Raw genomic sequence first — 19,842 nt, 5'->3', positions numbered from 1 at the left:
CGGGCCGTCGCCCTTCGAGGGCCGCTGAAGAAGCGGCCACCTCAGGGTGACGGAGATAGATAACGTGCGGCATCTACTTCACATGTCAAACAGCAGACACACCCTCGCCTTCTCGCGGCGCATTCCGCCCGAGCTTTGTGCTTCTCGTCACGCCCTCCTCAAAGTAAGGGCGCAGGGAAGGCCGGGTGCCGGCTGGCACCCGCAAGACTCCCGTGCAAGAATGTTTGCACACGCAAGGCACAGGAGCGATACAGGGCAGCCGAAACATCCGGCCTTCCCTGCGCAGTGGTCTAACGGCTTATGCGCGCTCTCCCCGGAGACGAATTCCCTCTTGCCTCCGTCGCCTCGCGAATTGGCGGTGCGCTTCGCCCGGTCGGGCTCGCTGCACCTCCGCAAGACTTGACCGTAGCAACGACGGCCAGGACCACACGGTTTTGCCGTACGCAAGCTTCTCCTGCTTCGCCCCAGGGCATCCTTCGCCCGAGGGCCTCGCAGGGTTTGAGCGCCGTCCGTTCACGCGGCTTGCAAGCGGCTCACGGGGTTCGGCTCAATCCACTGCCCCGCCCTGCCATTTGCATCCGCGACGGCGCCGCTCAGCGTCCACCGCAGCCCGATCCACGTTCGTGACGACGTACGACCGCCCCTTTTCCCGGATCGGGATGGGCAACACATACGACAAATCCGAATTTCGGTAAAGTGGAATATCTTGACCGGGGCAATTGACCCAGGACTTGCGTGTTTTGCCCGTCGGGCAACGCAACAGATTGAGGTCCGTGCGAGCGGCAACGCAGATGCCGGGCACCAACCGGTGCCCGGCATCCGCTTCACCGATCCTCACGCCGCGTGCGGCAATGCGAGTGCGCTCTGCTGGACCTGCGCGCCGGGGTCGCTGATCATCGTGCCGCCGTGGCCGTCGCTCGACAGCGCGAAATCGGCCGCCGTGTACTGGCCGAGCAGCGCCAGCGACGCCGTATGCGAGCCGTCCGACACCGTCAGCGTCCCCCTGCCGTGACCGATGTCGGCCAGATAGACCATCGTCATGCCCTGGTTGAACTGGATGTCGGCGAGATCCAGATGGTTGCCGTCCTGCCAACCGGAGATGAAGCCGCTGAAGTCGGAGGCGTGATCCAGCACCAGCGTGGCATCAGGACCCGCGAACGTCACGTTGTGAACCGAGGCTCCGCCGAAGGCGTGCGCGGTGCCGCCGCTGCCGATCATCGTGCCATAGGTCGCGCCGCCGGCCCCGACATATTGCGTGCCCGATAGAATCACCGTGTCGGCCGCGGTGCCGTAGACATACTGGCTGCCGCCGTCGATCGTGGTGGCGACCGCGTTGCCCCAGTCGATCTGGATGCCGCCGGCGTTCACCGTCGTGCCGGTGGCGGTGGCGGCTTCGTAGACGTTCTGCTCGCCGCCGCTGTTGACGATGGTGTCGGTCGCGCGGCCATGGACGTGCTGAAGCCCGGCCGCGTCGATGGTGGTGTCATCGGCGGTGCCGTAGACATGCTGCGTGCCGCCTTCGATGGTGGTGCCGTTCGCCGCGGCGCCATGGATGACGCGCTGCTCGCCGCCCGGTCGTATCGAACGCAACAGCGCCGGCCTGGATCGCCTGCTCGCCGAGCACGATCGCCCCGTTCGCGCTGCCGTAAACGGAGAGTTCGGCGCCCTGCTCCACCGTCACGGTCGCGACCGCGCCACGCACCACGAGGCCAGCGCCGCTCTCCACCGTGACATTGCTGTAGCTGGCATCGCCATCGATCGCCCAAGCACCGCTCTGCACATCGACCTTCTCGATACCGGTCCCCTTGCCCAGCGTCCCGTTTCCGGTGCCGGACAAGTTGATGGTGTCGCTGCCATCGCCACCGATGATGATGCCCGAGACGGTCGAGCCTGCGACAAGGCTGATGGTGTCGTCGCCGGCCCCCAACAACACGTCACCGGAGACGATACCGCTGTTGGTGAAGGTGTCGTTGCCGTCGCCGAGATCGACCGCGGAACCGCCCATCGCCRCCATCAGGCCGCTGTTGTTCAACGTGTCGGCGCCGTCGTCGGTGAAGATGCCGCCGACGATGATGCCCTTGTTGGTGATGGTGTCGGCGAAGCTGCCGAGGATGTCGATCGCCTCCCGGCCGACGATCCTGGCGTTCATCGCGGCCGCGTCGGCGGGATCGACGCCCTCCGGTCCATGGCCGTCGCCCCGGATCACGCCCTCGTTGTAGATCGTCGTCGCGCCGAGCGCCGCGCCGTTGCTGGAATCGTCGACCTGGATGGCGCGCCCGTAGCCGTAGATGGTGCCGCCGGCATAGTTGTTGATCACGCCGCCGCCGATGGCGACGCCTTCGGAGACGTTGACCTCGCCGTTGTGATAGCCGTTGGCGCCGATGCCCGCGACCAGGCCGTAATTGTCGAGATTGACCAGGCCGTCGGCGTCGATGGCGTCGCCGTCGCTGTCACTGTAACCGGCGGAGGCACCGATCATCGTGCCGCGGTTGGTCACATAGACGGTGTTGGCGACGGACGCATTGTTGTCGACATTCACCGCCGAACCATTGCGGCCGATCATCGTCGCGCCTTCGTCGTTGACGACGGTGATCCCGAACTTGCCGGTCACGGCGTGGTGCGACCCCACGATCACGCCTCCGGCGAGGTTGTGGACGCTTCCACCGCCGTTCTTCTTGTAGTCGATGGCGTCACCGCCCGAGATATCTTCGCCGTCGTCGCCGTCGGACCTGATCGTCCCGGCATTCTCGATCGCGGTGCCGCTGCCGCCACGGATGACGTCCTGGTTGGCGATCGCCGAAATGATCCCGCCCGCGTGGTTGAAGACGCTGACCGAACCGTTGCGGGTATGCTCGAGGTCGATGGCCTTGAGGCCGGAGATGGCGCCATCGTTGACGATGGTCAGGCTGCCGCCATTAAGGTCACMGGGACCGGAGATGGTGCCGCTGACGAGTCCGGTGGTTGCGTTGTTGATCACGAAGGTGGCCTTCGCCGAATCCGTGCCCAGGGAAATGCTGGCAATCGTTCCCGCGTTGTCGATCGTGGTCGAGCCGGTTCCGAGCTGCACGGCATCGACCAGGGCACCGACTTCGCCGCCCGCCTCGACGACGAGATGGTCGTTCTTCTCCTGACCCGCTGCGCTGGCCATCTCGAGGCGTTCCGACGTGGAAACGCCGAGCTTCGCGCCGCTCTTCACGGTGATCGAGGTATAACCGCTCTGTCCTGCATCGACGCTCCAGGACCGGGCCAGCGGGAGGTGAACTCCGTCGCCGTTCAGCTCCGCGGTCCAGATGCCGCTGGCGACGACCAGGCTCTCGACATGGGTCACCCGGTTCGAGAGTGTGCTCAGGCCGTTGCCCGACAGATAGAGCGTGTCGTAACCATCGCCGCCGTCAAGCGTGCCGCTGATGGTCGAGCGGGTGACGAGGTTGATGGTGTCGTCACCGGCGCCCGCCAGCACGTCGCCGGAGACGATGCCGCTGTTGGTGAAGGTGTCGTTGCCGTCGCCGAGATCGACCGCCGCACCACCCCTCGCCACCATCAGACCGCTGTTATCAAGCACATCAGCGCCGCCATCGGTGAAGATGCCGCCGAGGATGGTACCCTTGTTGGTGATGGTGTCGGCAAAGCTGCCGAGGATGTCGATGGCCTCGCGGCCGGCAATCCTGGCGTTCATTGCGGCTGCGTCGACCGGATCGACGCCCTCGGGCCCATGGCCGTCGCCCTGGATCAGGCCTTCATTGTAGATGGTGGTCGCACCGAGCGCGGCGCCGTTCGAGGAATCGTCGACCTGGATGGCGCGCCCGTAGCCGTAGATCGTGCCGCCGGCATAATTGTTGATCACGCCGCCGCCGATGGCCGCGCCCTCGGAGACGTTGACTTCACCGTTGTGATAGCCGTTGGCGCCAATGCCCGCGACCAGGCCATAATTGTCAAGCTCGACCAGGCCGTCGGCGTCGATGGCATCGCCGTCGCTGTCATCGTATCCGGCGGAGGCGCCGATGATCGTGCCGCGGTTGGTGACATGGACCGTGTTGGCGACGGTCGCGTCATTGTCGATATTGACGCCGGAGCCGTTGCGGCCGATCAGGGTCGCGCCGGCATCGTTGATGACGGTGATGCCCTTTTTGTTGGTGATGGCGTGGCGCGACGCTTCGATCACGCCGCCGGCAAAATTGTGCACGACCCCGCCGGCGCTGCCGCTGTAGTCGACCGCGTCGCCGCCATAGTAGCCGTTGGCAGCGTCATCGGCCACCGACCGGATAATGCCGGAATTGTTGAGCACCATGTTGGCGCCACCGCGCACCACGTCGGAATTGGCCTGACTGTTGGTGATGATGCCGCCGGCGAGGTTGTTGACGACCACCGTGGACACCTTGCCGACGTCGGTGAAATCCAGCGCGTAGCCGACGCCGCCATTCATCAGGCCGGCATTGTTCACGGTGACCACGGACCCGGACCCAAGGTAGCGGACCCCGATGCTGCCCCAAATGGCGCCGGTCGCCGCATTGTTGAACGTGAAGGATCCGGTCACGCCATTGGCGCTCGCCACATGATAGTTCGTACCATCGACCCCGATGCCACCGGCATTGTCGACGGTCACTGTGCCGCCCGACCAGAGGATCGCGCTGACGTCACTGCCATCCTGCGGGTCCGGAACCGCGAGCATGCCGCCCTGGTCGATGGTGAGGTGGTCGCCGTCGGCGAGGGTAAGCGGCGAGGTGACGCTCTCGCCGGCGCCGATGTGCAGCGGATCGTCGTTGACGATGATGCCGGTGGCGTCGGTGTAGGTGTTGACGATGGTGGTGTTGTTGCTGGAGCTTGCATCGGTCAGGTGCAGGCTGAAGCTGTCGTTGCCTTCCAGCGTGATATCGCCAGTGGTGGTGATCGTGACGGTGGCAGTGCTCTCACCGGCCTTGATGACGCCGGAGAACGTCAACGGCACCGCGCCGCCGAAGTCGGCTGCATCAGTGGAGCCAGCCGAGATCACGCCGCTGAACGAGAGATCCCCTGCGGTGCCCTGGGTCCGCTCCACCACGAAGGTGAACGTCCTGACATCGCCGGCGTTACCCTCCGATTGCGAAACCGTCAGCGAGTTCTCGGCAAAGCCGAAGAACTGGACCGGGTCGTCGTTGACGATGGTGGCGTCAACCGTCGCCTTGTCGCCGATATAGACAAGGCCGCTGTCGCGCGCGACCGTATCGAGGATGGCGAAGAAGTGTTCATCCGGCTCGTAGGTGGTGTCGCCGCTGATATGGAACGTCACGGTCGCGGTCGAGGCGCCGTCGGCGAAGCTGCCGCTGAATGTCGGCAATGTGCCGCCGAAATCGTCGGCGTCGGCGTAGCCGTACATGCCCGACATGTTGGCCACCGTGCCGGAGAAGGTCGTGACCCCCGAGGTCGAGCCGATGCGGTTCAGCGTCAGCGTCACCACCGTGTCGCCGCTGTCGCCCTCGGCGACGCTCGCGGTGACGGAGGCGAACTCGATCTTTTGCGCGGTCGGATCGGCGGTGAAGGCCTGGGTCGAGAACGGCAGGTCGGGGGCGCTGCCGTCATGGCTCTGGTCGCCGTTGCCACCCTGCAGCTGCCAGTTGGCCGTGTCATAGATGTGGGCCTTGTAGTCCTCGATGCTGGCAAGGCTCGACCGGTCGCCGACATAGACGGCGATGTCGGGGCTGCCGTTCAGCTGCTTGGCGTCGAGCCCGTTGGTGAGACCGGTGCCATTGAGCGTGCCGCGTCCGAGGCTGGCGTTGAATGTGGCATTGGTGATCGCAGTCAGGAACACTGGCGCGGAAGCGTCGCCGGTATAGGCGTAGACGACTTCGTTGAGGTCGGCGATGTCGCGCGCATTGGCGGTGTCGAACGCCACGGCTCCGAGATCGGACGCCGCAGTTCCGCCGGCACCGAGGCCGCTCATGCTGATGATCGTGCCGGCGGCAACGTCGCTGGTGGCGGTCCAGCTCCAGACGTTCTCGTCCGTCGCGAAGCTCGTGCCATTCCATGCGTTGTCGGTGAAGTGAATGACGGTGCCGGCCTTGATGTCGGCGAACGAGACGAAGGCGAGGCTGTCGTCGCCATCCGCGTTGAAGCCGGTGAATGCGATCGAGCCGGCGGTGAGTGTGTCGGTCATGGTTGTTTGCCTTGTTGCCGTCCGGCGGGACGGAGCTTCGTGAACTCATGCGGCGGATCTTCGAGAGATCAGGCCGAGACGGCACACGATTCCCGCTCCAGGAAAATTCACCTCATATCATAATTTATGTCGCATAATGATATGTCTGTTACATGAACGCGGAGCAGCACGCGACGAACGATGGATGAAAAGCCGGCCAGCGATGCGCAGCATCGCTGCGATCTTCTCATTGCACGCACGCTTCGTGGACTCGTCGCGCACCCCGGCGCGCAGACCCGCGCGGGCGCACACGCGACGRTCATCCTCGTCGCGCTTCTGACATCTCGGAATTCAGTTCGTCGGATTGCAGTGATCGGAAACGGAGCGGGGATCAGCCGCTGAAAGCTAGCTAGCCGGCGCGGCGGGCGCGGGCCCGGCTTTCCCAGCGGTTCAGCATCTGGCCGAGCTCGCCGGTGGCCGGCGGCGCGATCCCGTTGGTGCTTGCGATCTCGTTGGTATTGGCGGGCGCGGCGGCGGGGAGCCAATCCGGCTGCGTGTACTCGCGCCAGCGGCGCGCCTCCGCCCGCCGTTTGCGGGAAACGAAATCGCGGGTGAAATAGCCGGCGGCGAACGCGATCCCGAGCAACAAGAACAGTACGACAAAGGCCACAACGAACTCCGCATTTGCCCCGGGAAGACCTTCTGCCAGCATCACGTGCGAGGTCAAGGCTTGACAGGCGCCAAAACCGGTCCCGGTGAGCCCCTCAGGGGCGGGACGAATTGTCGCTTCGCACCGCACACCCGCCTTGCGCCGCGGTTCCGTCGTTGCGGCTATCGCGCAGAAGATGCCAAGCCAGCCCTCGCAACCGGACGCCGACCGGACTAACCTTCCCCTGCTCGGCCGGATCAACCGGCCAGCGAACATCACCGGGAGGACGCGATGACACGCCAAGAGGCTCGTGACCACGAGCAGCGTGACCAGGATGCTGCGCTTTCACGACGAACACTTGTCCAGGGACTTGCCCTCTGCGCCGGAGCCACCGTGGCGGGCGCGGGCCAGGCACTGGCCCAGGCCGGACCTGCCGCACCACCGACGACGATCACCACGCCGCCGCGCGATTTCGGCCCCAACGGCGCGCCGACCACCTATTTCTGGGACCCCGACATCATCGCGGTCGATCCGGCCTTCGACGATCTCGCGCAGCCCAACACCGCGATCAAGCGGCTCCATACCGGCCTGCTGTGGGCCGAAGGCCCGGCATGGAGCGCACAGGGCCGCTATCTGTTGTGGAGCGACATTCCCAACAACCGGCAGCTGCGATGGACCGAGGACGACGGCCGCGTCAGCGTGTTTCGCTCGCCGTCCAACAACTCCAACGGCAACTCCTTCGACTTCCAGGGCCGCCAGCTCTCCTGCGAACACCTGACCCGGCGGGTGACGCGCTACGAGCACGACGGCACCGCCACCGTGCTCGCGGACTCCTATCAGGGCAAGCGACTGAACTCGCCGAACGACATCGCCGCGCATCCCGACGGCAGCTACTGGTTCACCGATCCGCCCTATGGCGGCCAGCTCTACGAGGGCGAGCCCGACGTCGCGGGCGGTCCGAGCAATGCGAGCGGCAAGCTCAATCCGCGGATCGGACAGCCGGCCGGCTTTGCGCCGGGCAAGCGCGAGCTGCCGACCAATTSCTACCGCATCGATCCCTCGGGGCGCCTCGACCTCGTCGTCACCGAGGAGCAGGTGCCCGATCCCAACGGCCTGTGCTTCTCGCCCGACTACAAGAAGCTCTACGTCGCCTCGACCGGCAAGGGACCCGGCGACACCGGGCCCGGCGGCAACGGCGAAATCTTCGTGTTTGACGTCGGCAGCGACAACAAGCTCTCCAACCTCAAGAAGTTCAGCGATTGCGTGATCGACGGGGTGAAGTGCGGACCCGACGGCGTGCGCTGCGACGTCAACGGCAATGTCTGGGCCTCCAGCAATGCCGGACGCGCCGTCGGCTATAGCGGCGTGACGGTGTGGTCGCCGGCCGGCAAACTGCTCGGCCGCATCCGCCTGCCGGAAGTGTGCGGCAACGTCTGCTTCGGCGGCCCCAAGCGCAACCGCCTGTTCATGGCCGCAAGCCAATCGCTCTACGCGGTGTATACGGCAACACAGGGCGCGGGGCCGGGCTGAGCCCGCGCGAGCAGCCAAAATAAGGGCGCCGGCGTGAACCTCCGGCGCCCGATCGTTTTCGGCACGCGCCATTTGCTTAAATAACAGCCACAGACATCGCAGTGGACGTGCGCCTTATGACAACACCAAGACACGTTCGCCGAGGCGCGGTTCCTTGATCGCAATCAAGTTACGCCTCGGGCAAATCTCCGCCATCAATCCAACGAAGATAGGTCGCGCGGCAGGGCCGCAGCGCGGCGCGGAGGCATAACGTCCTCTTGGATCCACGTCCGACATGAACTGGGAGTTGCACGATGCGCCATATGCCAAATGACACGATCATCGTCAGCGTTGGGGACCAGCAATTCGTGACCGAGTTCGGAGACCCGGGCCTGCCGATCGACGGCCGCGGCGGGAACGACACGATGATCGCGACGGTCGATGCGGTCAACGGAGTTCTGACTTTTGTTGGCGACGACCAGACCTTGCAGGGCCATTCTCATGGAGGAAACGACCTGCTTGCGGCGACCGTGACCGGTTTTGGCGATTATGTCTTTGTTGATGGCGATGCGCAGACCATGTCCGGCCACGCCCATGGCGGCAATGACCTGCTTCACGTCGACGCCTCGACCTCGATCAATTCGAGTCTCAGTCTTTTTGGAGACGCCGATAGCACCATGTCGGGTGACACCAAGGGCGGCAATGACACCATTATCGCGTCGATGGGAAACAGATCGTCCGGCGCGTTCAGCGGCGACGCCGGCTATTCCATGAGCGACAATGCCCATGGCGGCAACGACATCATCAACGTGACCCAGGCCGGCATCTACGGCGGAGCGTCGATATCCGGCGATGCCCTCGTGTCCATGAGCGGCAATGCACATGGCGGCAACGACATCCTCATCTACACAGTCGGCGACAGCGCCCGCTCCGGCGGCGCGTCCCTGGTCGGGGACGGCGGTTACATGAGTGACAACGCCCGTGGCGGGAACGACATCCTGATCGCGGTCGTTGATGGCAATCCGGATTCGACCTCCATTGTGCTCGTCGGCGATGCCTCAAACATGTCGGGCAACGCGCATGGCGGCAACGACATCCTCCACGGGAGCGCCCGCGACGATCTGCTGTATGGCGATGCAATCACCTACGCTCCGTCCGCGCCGGGTTCGATCACGGGCGGAAGGGATATCCTGAACGGCGGACGCGGCAACGATCAACTCTGGGGCGGACCGAACAACGACAAGTTCGTCTTCAACACCGGCTCGGGCCAGGATGTGATCAAAGATTTCGATCAGGGCAACAAGGCTGTCGGCAGCACGGCCCGAGAGCATGACGTCATCAACGTGCACGACTACGGCTTTGCTGACTGGGCGGCGCTGCAGAGCCTGATCAGCGACGAMGGCTCCGGCAATGCCGTGATCCACCTGACGGCCAGCGATACCATCACGTTGAACGGGATCCATGCGGCGGATCTCCATGCCAGGGATTTCGTCGTCTAAGACCCCGGCCGCGCGGCCGAATGCCTGACGCAAGGGAGTGACCATGCGCGTTGTGATTTGCGGTGGCGGCGTGATCGGGGCCTGCACCGCCTGGTTCCTCCGCCGCCACGGCATCGACGTCATCGTCGTCGAGCGAACCGAGGTCGCGGCTGCCGCATCGGGCAAGGCCGGCGGCTTCCTGGCGCGCGACTGGTGCGCCGGTTCACCGCTCGATGCGCTGGCGCAGCGCAGTTTTGCGCTTCATGCGCAACTGCCGGAAGAGATCGCGAACGATTGGGGCTACCGCCCGATGACCGCCTATAGCGGCTTCGTTGCTTCCGATGGCGATCCGCGCCGGAATGCACGCTCCGCTCTCGGCTGGCTCAGCGACGGCGTCGTCATCGGACAGCGCATCGGCACGACCGAGACCACAGCGATCGTTCATCCCCGCAAATTCACTTCGGCTGTGATGAGCGCAGCGCTCGCGCAAGGCGCTACGCTTCGTCCGGAACGCGTCACGGGCATCGTGCGCGACGCGGATGGCACGACTGCGAAGGGCGTCGAGGTCGAGAGCGGCGTCATCGAGGCGGACGCGGTCGTGATTGCCATGGGACCATGGTCGCTGCTCGCCGCGCAATGGATGAGCCTGCCCGCCGTCTACGGCCAACGCAGCCCGAGCATCGTGTACGACACCGGCACGGACGTGCCGGCCGATGCGTTGTTTCTGGAATACGAGGAGCACGGCAACGCAGTCTCGATCGAGGTCTTCCCGCGGGCCGACGGCAGCACGCATATCACGGCGCTCTCCGACATCGCGCCGCTGCCGCTCGACCCGGCAGCCGTGACGCCGGAGCGCGACGCGATCTCGCGCCTGCAAACCATGTCCGAGCGGCTGTCGCCACTATTTCGGCCCGAGAAGATCATTGCGCAGCAGGCCTGCTTTCGTCCCGTGACACAGGACGGCTTGCCGCTGATCGGCCGGGTGCCGCAGAGTGACGGCCTCTATGTTGCGACCGGACACAACGTCTGGGGCATCCTCAATGCGCCCGCCACCGGCGAAGCAATGGCGCAACTGATCGCCAAGGGCGCAACGCGCGACGTGGACCTCTCGCCGTTCGATCCCGCCCGGCTCCAGCCGCTCGATCCATCGTTGCTGCAAGCGCGCTGAACCGTAACGCACTTCATCGACCGTCGCCTGACGTACGCCTTAACGCATACGCATGCCCGCCGACGAAATCTGCATGCCTGACGTGCCAAAATACCCGACGCTGCTCTCTATTTGCGCAGCACTGCACTTTGGTCCGTTTCTCACAATCCTGAACGCAGTTTCACTTGCCGAGAATGCCTCCACCGTTATAGTCGCGGCCAATGGCTCACGAGAGGCCTGTTTCAAGGGAGAGAACAACATGAAAAAAAGACTCTCTGTTGCGTTGCGAATAGCACTCGGTACGGCCACGGCCGGTGCGTTGATGACGGCATCTGGCGCGGCACTGCAGCCGATCCGATCAGGATCGGCGTGATCGCGGAAGCGCAGGCGATCGCCGGCGCCTCCATTCCGCAAGCGGCGCAACTCGCCGCCGACGAGATCAACGCAAACGGCGGCGTCGACGGCCGCAAGATCGAAATCGTCTCTTACGACAATCACTCCTCCTCGGCGGATTCGGTGCGCGCATTCCAGCGCGCGGTGAACGAGGACAAGGTCAACGCGGTCATCGCCAGCTATATCAGCGAGGTGGTGCTGGCGCTGGAGCCGTGGGCCTCACGCCTGAAGACGCCGTTCGTGACGCCCGGCGCCGCTTCCAACGAGATCAGCAAGAGCGTCCACGCCGATTACGAGAAGAACAAGTACACCTTCCACGGCTACCTGACCTCGGCGGCGCTGGCGCTCTCGGTCTGCGACGGCGCCAAAGACCTGCTCGTCGACAGGATGCACATGAAGACGGCCGTCATCATGAGCGAGGACGCCGCCTGGACCAAGCCGCTCGACATCGGCTACGAGGAGTGCCTGCCGAAGATCGGGCTGAAGGTGCTCGACCACATCCGCTTCTCGCCCGACACCACCGACTTCACCCCGATCTTCAACAAGATTGAGGGATCGAAGCCCGACGTGATCATCACCGGCATCTCGCATGTCGGCGTGCAGCCGACGGTGCAGTGGAAGAACCAACAGGTGCCCATCCCGATGTTCGGGATCTCCTCCCAGGCGACCAACGAGACCTTTGGCAAGGACACCAATCAGGCGGCCGAGGGCGTGCTCTACCAGGGCGTCTCCGGCCCCGGCGTCGCGGTGACGCCGAAATCGGTGCCGTTCGCCGAAAACTTCAAGAAGAAGTTCGGCAATTATCCGTCCTATGCCGGCTACACCGCCTATGACGAGGTCTACTACATCGCCGATGCGGTGAAGCGGGCGGGCTCGACCGAGGCCGACAAGCTGGTCGATGCACTGGAGAAGACCGACTGGGAAGGCACCATCGGCCGGGTCCAGTTCTACGGCAAGGACGATCAGTTCACCCACTCGATCAAATACGGCAAGGGCCTGATCACCGGCCTGATGCTGCAATGGCAGGACGGCAAGCAGAGTGCGGTCTGGCCCAAGGACGTCGCCAAGGTCGACGTCAAATTCCCGGGCTTCGTCAAGCTCAGCAACTAGCCGGAACAGCTCCCGGGACCACCTCCCGGGAGCTTCCACATGCGTCGTACGCAGCACCTTCCCTCAAGCCATAGACCCGATTGCCAATCATAGATGCGAGCATTCCAGATCCTGATCGATGGCTTCGCCATCAGCGCTCTCTACGCCCTCGGTGCCACCGGCTTCACGCTGATCTTCGGCGTCTCCGGCGTGCTCAACCTCTCCCACGGCGCCATCATGGTGGCGGCAGCCGTGGCGGCCTGGGCCGCCGCCAGCGTGCTCAATGTCGGCACCTATGCCGGCGCTCTGATCGGGGTCGCGGTCGCCCTCGTGACGGCGTTTGCCACCTACTTCGCGGTGGTGAAGCCGATCCAGGATTCCCGGCGCATCCCCAATGAGGAGAAGGAGATCTTCGTCCTCACAGGCACGCTGCTCTGGGGCATCATGATCCAGGAGCTGATCGCCTATTTCTTCACCAACAACGCCAAGACGGTGCTGCCGATCGTCGAGGGCGTGGTCGAGATCCTCGGCGTCCGCACGCCGAAGAACGAGATCTTCACCGCGATCGTGTGTTGCCTCGTCATCGCGCTGCTGTGGCTCCTGGTGAACCGCACCCGCACCGGCAAGGCGGTGCTGGCGGCGTCGATGAATCCGCGCGGCGTCACCCTGCTCGGGCTCGAGCTCACCAACATCTACATCGTGGTGTGGGGGATCTACGGCATCCTCGCCGGCATCGCCGGCGTGCTGCTTGGGATGTTTCTCGGCGTCAGCTCCTACAGCGTCGGACCGCTGACGGCGAGCGCGTTCTCGATCGTGGTGCTCGGAGGTCTCGGCAGCGTCTCCGGTTCGCTGATCGCGGCCTTCGTGGTCGGTTATCTCGAAACCCTCACGGCCTATCTGGTCTCGCCCGCCTACCGCACCATTCCGGCGCTGCTGCTGCTCGTGTTCGTGATGTACATCCGGCCCCAGGGCCTTCTGGGGAGGCGCTGAGATGGCCGGCTTCTTTACCACACGGCTGTTCTTCATCTCCCTCGCGCTGGTCGTGATCGCGGCAACGCTGCCGCTTTATGTCTCCGGCTACGTGCTCGGGCTTCTCACCGTCGCGTTCTATTTCGGCGTGTTCGCGATGGCCTGGGACCTGCTGTTCGGCTTTGCGGGCGAAGTCAATTTCGGCCCAACCTTCCTGATCGGCGTCGGCGCCTACACCGCCGGCATCCTGAATGCCCAGTTCGGCTGGTCGGTCTATCTCTGCATCGTGCTGGGGGCGCTCGCCTCCGTCATCGCCGGCCTGGTGCTGGCGCTGCCGGCGCTCCGGGTGCGCGGCCCCTATTTCGGCCTGACCACTCTGGTTGCGGTGCTGATGCTGCAGAATTTCATCGTGGTGTTCGCCGACCTCACCGGCGGCGAGATCGGGCTGACCATCCCCGACGTCATCACCATCAACGCCGGTGCGAACTACTGGATCGCGCTCGGCTTCATGACGATCTCGGCGGCGATCCTCTACGGCCTGTCGCAATCGCCGATCGGGCTGGTGCTCCAGGCGAGCGGCCAGGACCCGGTACAGGCCGGCGCGCTCGGCTTCAACATCGTCAAGCACAAGCTCGCCGCCTTCATCGTCAGCGCGTTCTTCTCGGGGCTGTCGGGCGCGCTTCTGGTGTTCTACTTCGGCACCGCCTCGGTCGGTACCGTCGTCGACGTCGCGGTCGGCGTGAACGTCATCGTCTCGGCCGTGCTCGGCGGCCGGCGTACCGTGCTCGGCGCGGCGCTGGGCGCGATCTTCCTGATCGTCGCCGGCGAGTTCCTGCGGCCCACGGGTGAGCTTGCGACCTTCATCGTCTCGGCGGTCGCACTGCTGGTCGTGCTGTTCTTCCCCGGCGGCTTCCTCGGAGCGGCCCTCTCGCGCGAGGCTCGTTCGTGATGGATATGAGGCTTTCAAACCGGGCTGTGCTCGAAGTCCGCGGCCTGACCAAGCGTTTTGGCGGGCTAACCGCGGTGAAGAACCTCGGCTTCGAGGTCAATGCCGGCGAGATTTTTGGCCTGATCGGACCGAACGGCTCGGGCAAGTCGACCGCGATGAAGAGCGTGATGGGCATCGAGCGCCCGACCGCCGGCGAAGTGATCTTCGAGGGCGAAAACGTCGCCGGCTTGCCTGCGCACAAGATCGCGCGCAAAGGTTTTGGCATGGTGTTCCAGCACTCGCGGCCGCTGAACCGGCAGACCGTGCTGGAGAACATTCTGGTCGCGCTGCTGCCGGACAGCCTGTTCATGCTATTCCCCGACAAGGCGCTGGTCGAGCGCGCCAAGTGGATCGCCGATCGCGTCGGGCTCGGCAACGTGATGAACCGCCGTCCGCCGACGCTGCCGTTCGCCGACCTGCGCCGGCTCGAGCTTGCCAAGGCGATCGCGCGCGACCCCAAGGTGGTGCTGGTCGACGAGCCCTTCGCCGGCCTGACGCGCGCCGAGGTCGACGTCTTCTCCGACCTGATCCGCAGCTTCCGCGACGACGGCCGCGCGGTGATGCTGGTCGACCACAACGTCAAGAGCGTCGCCGCGCTGGTCGACCGCGTGCTGGCGATGTATCTCGGCGAGGAAATCGTCACCGGCAAGGCCGACGACGTCATGAAGAACGAGACCGTGCGGAAGGTCTATCTCGGCGGCGCGCTCGAAATCCATGCGCGGCCCGAGACCAGCTTCAAGGACAAGGTGCCGCTGCTACAGGTCGAGAACGTCAGCGTCCATTACGGCAAGGCGCAGGCGCTCGAGAACGTCTCGATCCACGTCCACGAGGGCGAGTTCGTCTCCATCGTCGGCCTCAACGGCGCCGGCAAGACCACGCTGTTCAACACCATCTCGGGCTTCCTGCCGTACAGTGGCGAGATCATGCGCGGCGGCGAGAAGCTGCGCGGCACGAGCGCGGCGAAGATTGCCCGCAGCGGCCTGGTGCAATGCCCGGAGTCGCGCGAGCTGTTCGGCGAGATGAGCGTGCGGGAAAATCTCGATCTCGGCGGCCAGCATCTGTCCGACGACAAGCGCGCCGCGCAGCTCGCGCGGCTGTTCGAGCTGTTTCCGATCCTGAAGGAGCGTCAGGGCCAGATGGCACAGACGCTCTCCGGCGGCGAGCAGCAGATGCTGGCAATCGGCCGCGCCCTGATGATGCAGCCGCAAATCCTGATCCTGGACGAGCCGACGCTGGGGCTTGCGCCCGTCATCCTCGAGCTCCTGTCCAAGGCACTAACGAAGCTGCGGCAGACCACGTCGATCACGGTGTTGCTCGGCGAGCAGAACGTGACCTTTGCGCTGCCGCATGCCGACCGCGTCTATGTGCTCGAACACGCCCGGATCGTCTGGGAGGGCGATCCCGGCCGCTTCGCGAGCGAGGCCGGTGCTGGATATCTCTGACGTCACGTTCACAACGACAACAAAACAAAAGAAGCGAAACGACCATGCGACCATCGACGATTTTGAGCCGTAGCGTCCTCGCCTCCGCGCTGGCGCTGTGCCTCGCCGCGCCGGCCTACGCGCAATCGGGTGATCCGATCAAGATCGGCGTGATCGCCGAGGTGCAGTCGATCGCGGGTGCTGCGACGCCGGGCGGCGCGCAGATCGCCGCCGACGAGATCAACGCCAAGGGCGGCATCCTCGGCCGCAAGGTCGAGATCGTCACCTATGACAACAAGAGCTCGTCGGCCGACTCCGTGCGCGCGTTCCAGCGCGCGGTGAGCGAGGACAAGGTGTCGGCGGTGATCGCGAGCTATATCAGCGAGGTCGTGCTGGCGCTCGAGCCCTGGGCGGCGCGGCTGAAGATGCCGCTGATCACGCCCGGCGCCGCCTCGAACGAGATCACCAAGGCGATCCACAACGACTACGAGAAGAACAAATACACCTTCCACGGCTATTTGACCTCGGCAGCGCAGGCCCAGCTCGTCTGCGACGCGGCCAAGGATCTGCTGGTCGACAAGCTCAAGTTCAAGACGGTTGCGATCATGAGCGAGGACGCGGCCTGGACCAAGCCGCTCGACGTCGGCTACGAGGCCTGCCTGCCCAAGGCCGGACTCAAGGTCGTCGAGCATGTGCGCTTCTCGCCCGACACCACCGACTTCACGCCGATCTTCAACAACATCGAGGGCAAGAAGCCGGACGTGATCGTGACCGGCATCTCCCATGTCGGCGTCAGCCGACGGTGCAGTGGAAGAACCAGCAGGTGCCGATCCCGATGTTCGGCATCAGCGCGCAAGCCTTGAGCCCGACCTTCTGGAAGGACACCAATGGCGCCGCCGACGGCGTGCCCTCGCTCGCAGTTGCGACGCCCGACGTCGCCGTGACCTCCAAGACGAAGCCGTTTGCCGCGGCCTTCAAGGCCAAGTTCGGCACGCCGCCGGCCTATACCGGCTACACCGCCTATGACGAGGTCTACATCATCACCGACGCGATCAAGCGTGCGGGCTCGACCGATCCCGACAAGATGGTCGCCGAGCTCGAGAAGACCGACTTCGAGGGCACGATCGGCCAGATCCAGTTCTACGGCAAGAACGACGAGTTCACCCACGGCATCAAGTCCGGCCCCGGTGCGGTCTCCGGCCTCGTCTTCCAGTGGCAGGACGGCAAGCAGATCGTGGTCTGGCCCGAGAAGATCGCCGAAGGCAAGATGAAGTTTCCGAGCTTCGTGAAACTGTCGCAGTAACCGGCGCAGCAGCCGACATCGCGCCCATTGCTCCTTGCGCGGTGGGTTTTTTCTTTCCCTGTCGCGATGCGCATTACCGGCCGCCACAGCGACCTTGGGTCGCGTTGACCTGCCCCCAGTTCCCCTGACCACAATGCGGTTCGTTCCCCTGATGCGACACTGACCGCCTCCCTGCTGGCGCGGAGCATCTCAGATGGACCCAAGCATCTCCCCAGGGCGTCCCCCTGCGCCGGAAGATTTTGCCCAGATATTCAGGCTGATCGGCGGGTACCGCATCTCGCAGGCGCTGCACGTCGCTGTCGAGCTTGGAATTCCCGACCTGCTGTCGGCCGGCCCGCGACAATGCGACGATCTGGCAGTGACGACCAAGACCCATGCCGCCACGCTTTATCGGCTGCTGCGCTTTCTGGCCGGAGCAGGACTGTTCGACGAGATTTCTCCGGGAAGGTTTGAGCTCACCCAGCTGGGATCCACCCTCCGCGCCGACATTCCGGGCTCGATCTGTCCAGTGGTGCGGCTGTGGCTCGGCGAGTCACATTGGCATTCCTGGGGCCATCTCCTGCACTCCGTCCAAACCGGAGAGCATGCCTTCGATCATGCACATGGGATGGGGGTGTTCGACTATTTGCGCAAGGACGCGGGGCTTTCGGCGGTCTTCAACGCGACGATGACCACGAGCTCCACCCGATTGGGTTCGGCGCTGCTCAAACACTACGACTTTCAAGGAGTAAGTCGCATCGTCGATGTCGGCGGCGGGCACGGTTTCACGCTAGCGACCATCCTGGCCGCTCATCCCAATATGCGCGGCGTGCTCTACGATCTGCCTGACGTCGTGGCCGGCTCCGCCGCCGCACTGGAGGCTGCAGGCGCGAGGGAGCGATGCGAGGCTATCGGCGGGAGTTTCTTCGAATCCATCCCGAAGGACGCGGACGCCTACATTCTGAAGCAAATCATTCATGATTGGGACGATGACCAATCGCTGGCAATCCTGCGAAACGTTCGCACGGCGATGCCTGCGCATGCCAGGGTTCTCCTGATCGAACGGCGGATCGAGCCCAATCATCGCGACGCGATGCGCGTCCTTCACATCGACATGGAAATGCTGGTCAATGTTTCCGGCATGGAGCGCACGGATGCGGAATATCGATCTCTGCTCGAGCGAGCCGGCTTCCGATTGGGAAGGGTGATCCCGTTGCTCGACGGCGCGAGCTTCGCGGTGTTCGARGCGACCCGTTCCGACACCAACTGACTGAGTTGGGAAGCGGAGGGCTCGATCCGGCTCGTTTCGCACATGCGTTGTGTGCCGCGGCCGCTGGTATCGACCTTGGGCGATGTTGACTTTCCACCTCCCGCTCCCAATACTTCGAAAAAATAGCAAGCCGGCCACAAAGACGGTTCAGAGGGAGGATAGGATGCCCACTTCACGCAGGACGCTGCTGAAGACCTCGGCGGCGGCCGCCGCCGCACTCAGCCTCGATTGGACGCGCGCCAGGGCACAAGCCGAGACATTGCGCATCGGCCTGATCTACGACCTGACCGGCCCGTTTGCCGCCGGCGGCTCGGTGGCCTCGTCGATCGGCGCGCAGATCGCGATCGATCTCGTCAACGAGAAAGGCGGTATCGGCGGCAAGACCAAGATTGTTCCAGTCGCCGCGGATTCCCAGAGCAAGCCCGACGTTGCGATCAACGAGGCCGAACGCCTGATCAGCCAGGAGAAGATCGACATCATCAACGGCGTCTATGCGAGCTCGCATGCGGTGCCACTCGCGGCGAAGGTCGAGCAGCAGAAGAAGATCCTCTGGATCACGACCGCGGTCTCGACCGCCGTGTTCAAGGACAAGAACCTGCAATACGTGTTTCGCGCGCAGATCCACTCGGATCAGTACGGCCAGGCTTTCGCCGGTTTCCTCGCCGAGCATGCGAAAGCAAAACTCGGAATGGATCCCAAGGAGGTCAAGGTCGCACTGATCCATGAGGACGGCCCCTACGGTGTTGGCGTCGCCGCCGCCGACGAGGCCTACGCCAAGGAGGCCGGCATCCAGGTGGTGCTGCGCGAGGGTTATTCGGCCTCGGCGCCCGACCTCTCGGTGCTGGTGACCAAGATCAAGCGGGCCAAGGCCGACGTGATCTCGCATGCCGGCTACAACCCCGACATCACCCTGTTCCTGCGCCAGGCGCGCGAGAGCGGCCTGCGCTTCAAGATGCTGTTCGGCGCCGGCGCCGGCTACAGCCAGCTCGACAAGCTGCGCGCCACTTTTGGTCCCGACATCGACAATTTCTGCAACATCGATCCGGTGCCGGCGCAATTGCTCGATCCGGCAAAGCTCGCACCGGGTATCGGCGATCTGACCAACGCCATGGTCGCGCGCTACAAGGCCAAGACCGGCGCCACCGACGTGCCGCCGCACTGCTCGATGGGCTTCAACCAGACCTGGGTGCTGCTCAACAACGTGCTGCCGGTCGCCAAGGAAAAGTACGGCAGCTTCGAGCCCGAGGCGATCCGCAAGGCCGCGCTCGACGTCGACATCCCCGCCGGCGGCACCATCCAGGGCTATGGCGTGAAATTCTTCCCGCCGGGCACGCCACTCTCCGGCCAGAACGAACGCTCGACACCGGTGGTGATGCAGAACGCCGGCGAGCACATCTCCGTGGTGTGGCCGACGAACATCCGCACGCAGGACCCGGTATTTCCGCTGCCGAAGGGCTCGACTTACGGGACGTAGGGAAAGTTTATCGCCGCAGCGGGACTGCGCTCCCTCGCCCCGCTTGCGGGGAGAGGGTTGGGGT

At 64.5% G+C, this 19,842-nt stretch carries 13 protein-coding genes and 1 pseudogene; 11 read left to right on the top strand and 3 right to left on the bottom strand.

Annotated elements, in window-relative coordinates; genetic code table 11:
* Positions 1 to 834 precede the first annotated feature (834 nt).
* From ACXJL8_RS10190 to ACXJL8_RS10180, 3 genes are all read right to left on the bottom strand, one after another.
* Positions 835 to 1,590 carry an AIDA repeat-containing protein gene (locus ACXJL8_RS10190; protein WP_456619832.1) on the bottom strand — a complete coding sequence of 252 codons (756 nt, stop codon included), beginning with the start codon at positions 1,588 to 1,590 and terminating at the stop codon, positions 835 to 837.
* Entirely contained in the window at positions 1,484 to 6,130 is a 4,647-nt protein-coding gene (locus tag ACXJL8_RS10185; RefSeq protein WP_456684949.1) for a beta strand repeat-containing protein, read from the bottom strand. Before ACXJL8_RS10185 ends, ACXJL8_RS10190 begins: the two co-directional genes overlap by 107 nt.
* 388 nt (positions 6,131 to 6,518) lie before the next feature.
* Positions 6,519 to 6,821, bottom strand: a complete 303-nt coding sequence (locus ACXJL8_RS10180; RefSeq protein WP_456619939.1) for a hypothetical protein — start codon at positions 6,819 to 6,821, stop codon at positions 6,519 to 6,521.
* Positions 6,822 to 7,049: 228 nt separating this feature from the next.
* On the opposite strand from ACXJL8_RS10180, the gene ACXJL8_RS10175 reads away from it, so the two are divergent.
* The 11 genes and pseudogenes from ACXJL8_RS10175 to ACXJL8_RS10125 all read left to right on the top strand — a co-directional run bounded on the left by ACXJL8_RS10175 (position 7,050) and on the right by ACXJL8_RS10125 (position 19,778).
* Complete coding sequence (locus ACXJL8_RS10175; protein ID WP_456684948.1) at positions 7,050 to 8,288, top strand: SMP-30/gluconolactonase/LRE family protein; 1,239 nt, start codon at positions 7,050 to 7,052, stop codon at positions 8,286 to 8,288.
* A 293-nt stretch (positions 8,289 to 8,581) separates the two neighbouring features.
* Entirely contained in the window at positions 8,582 to 9,766 is a 1,185-nt protein-coding gene (locus ACXJL8_RS10170; RefSeq protein WP_456684947.1) for a calcium-binding protein, read from the top strand.
* A 43-nt stretch (positions 9,767 to 9,809) separates the two neighbouring features.
* The gene (locus ACXJL8_RS10165; RefSeq protein ID WP_456619837.1) at positions 9,810 to 10,913 is read left to right on the top strand and encodes an NAD(P)/FAD-dependent oxidoreductase; all 1,104 of its coding nucleotides are present in this window, start codon (positions 9,810 to 9,812) and stop codon (positions 10,911 to 10,913) included.
* Between the two features lie 73 nt (positions 10,914 to 10,986).
* The gene (locus tag ACXJL8_RS10160) at positions 10,987 to 11,265 is read left to right on the top strand and encodes a hypothetical protein (protein WP_456619944.1); all 279 of its coding nucleotides are present in this window, start codon (positions 10,987 to 10,989) and stop codon (positions 11,263 to 11,265) included.
* A complete protein-coding gene (locus ACXJL8_RS10155) occupies positions 11,223 to 12,395 on the top strand; it encodes an ABC transporter substrate-binding protein (protein WP_456619940.1) in 1,173 nt (390 codons plus the stop codon). Before ACXJL8_RS10160 ends, ACXJL8_RS10155 begins: the two co-directional genes overlap by 43 nt.
* Positions 12,396 to 12,488: 93 nt before the next feature.
* Positions 12,489 to 13,364 carry a branched-chain amino acid ABC transporter permease gene (locus ACXJL8_RS10150; RefSeq protein ID WP_456619838.1) on the top strand — a complete coding sequence of 292 codons (876 nt, stop codon included), beginning with the start codon at positions 12,489 to 12,491 and terminating at the stop codon, positions 13,362 to 13,364.
* Position 13,365: 1 nt separating this feature from the next.
* A complete protein-coding gene (locus ACXJL8_RS10145; RefSeq protein ID WP_456619839.1) occupies positions 13,366 to 14,292 on the top strand; it encodes a branched-chain amino acid ABC transporter permease in 927 nt (308 codons plus the stop codon).
* Positions 14,292 to 15,773 (top strand): ATP-binding cassette domain-containing protein, encoded by a 1,482-nt coding sequence (locus ACXJL8_RS10140; protein WP_456684950.1) that lies wholly within the window; start codon positions 14,292 to 14,294, stop codon positions 15,771 to 15,773. The genes ACXJL8_RS10145 and ACXJL8_RS10140 overlap by 1 nt, the downstream gene beginning before the upstream one ends.
* A 44-nt stretch (positions 15,774 to 15,817) precedes the next feature.
* Positions 15,818 to 17,055, top strand: a pseudogene (locus tag ACXJL8_RS10135) (ABC transporter substrate-binding protein).
* A gap of 193 nt (positions 17,056 to 17,248) precedes the next feature.
* Positions 17,249 to 18,304, top strand: a complete 1,056-nt coding sequence (locus ACXJL8_RS10130; protein WP_456619841.1) for a methyltransferase — start codon at positions 17,249 to 17,251, stop codon at positions 18,302 to 18,304.
* A gap of 163 nt (positions 18,305 to 18,467) precedes the next feature.
* Entirely contained in the window at positions 18,468 to 19,778 is a 1,311-nt protein-coding gene (locus ACXJL8_RS10125) for an ABC transporter substrate-binding protein (protein ID WP_456619842.1), read from the top strand.
* The last annotated feature ends 64 nt before the right edge of the window (positions 19,779 to 19,842 follow it).

The organism is Bradyrhizobium sp. P5_C11_2, assembly GCF_054049755.1.
The sequence above is the reverse complement of the archived record's forward strand: the minus strand, read 5'-3'. Positions and strand labels throughout refer to the sequence as shown.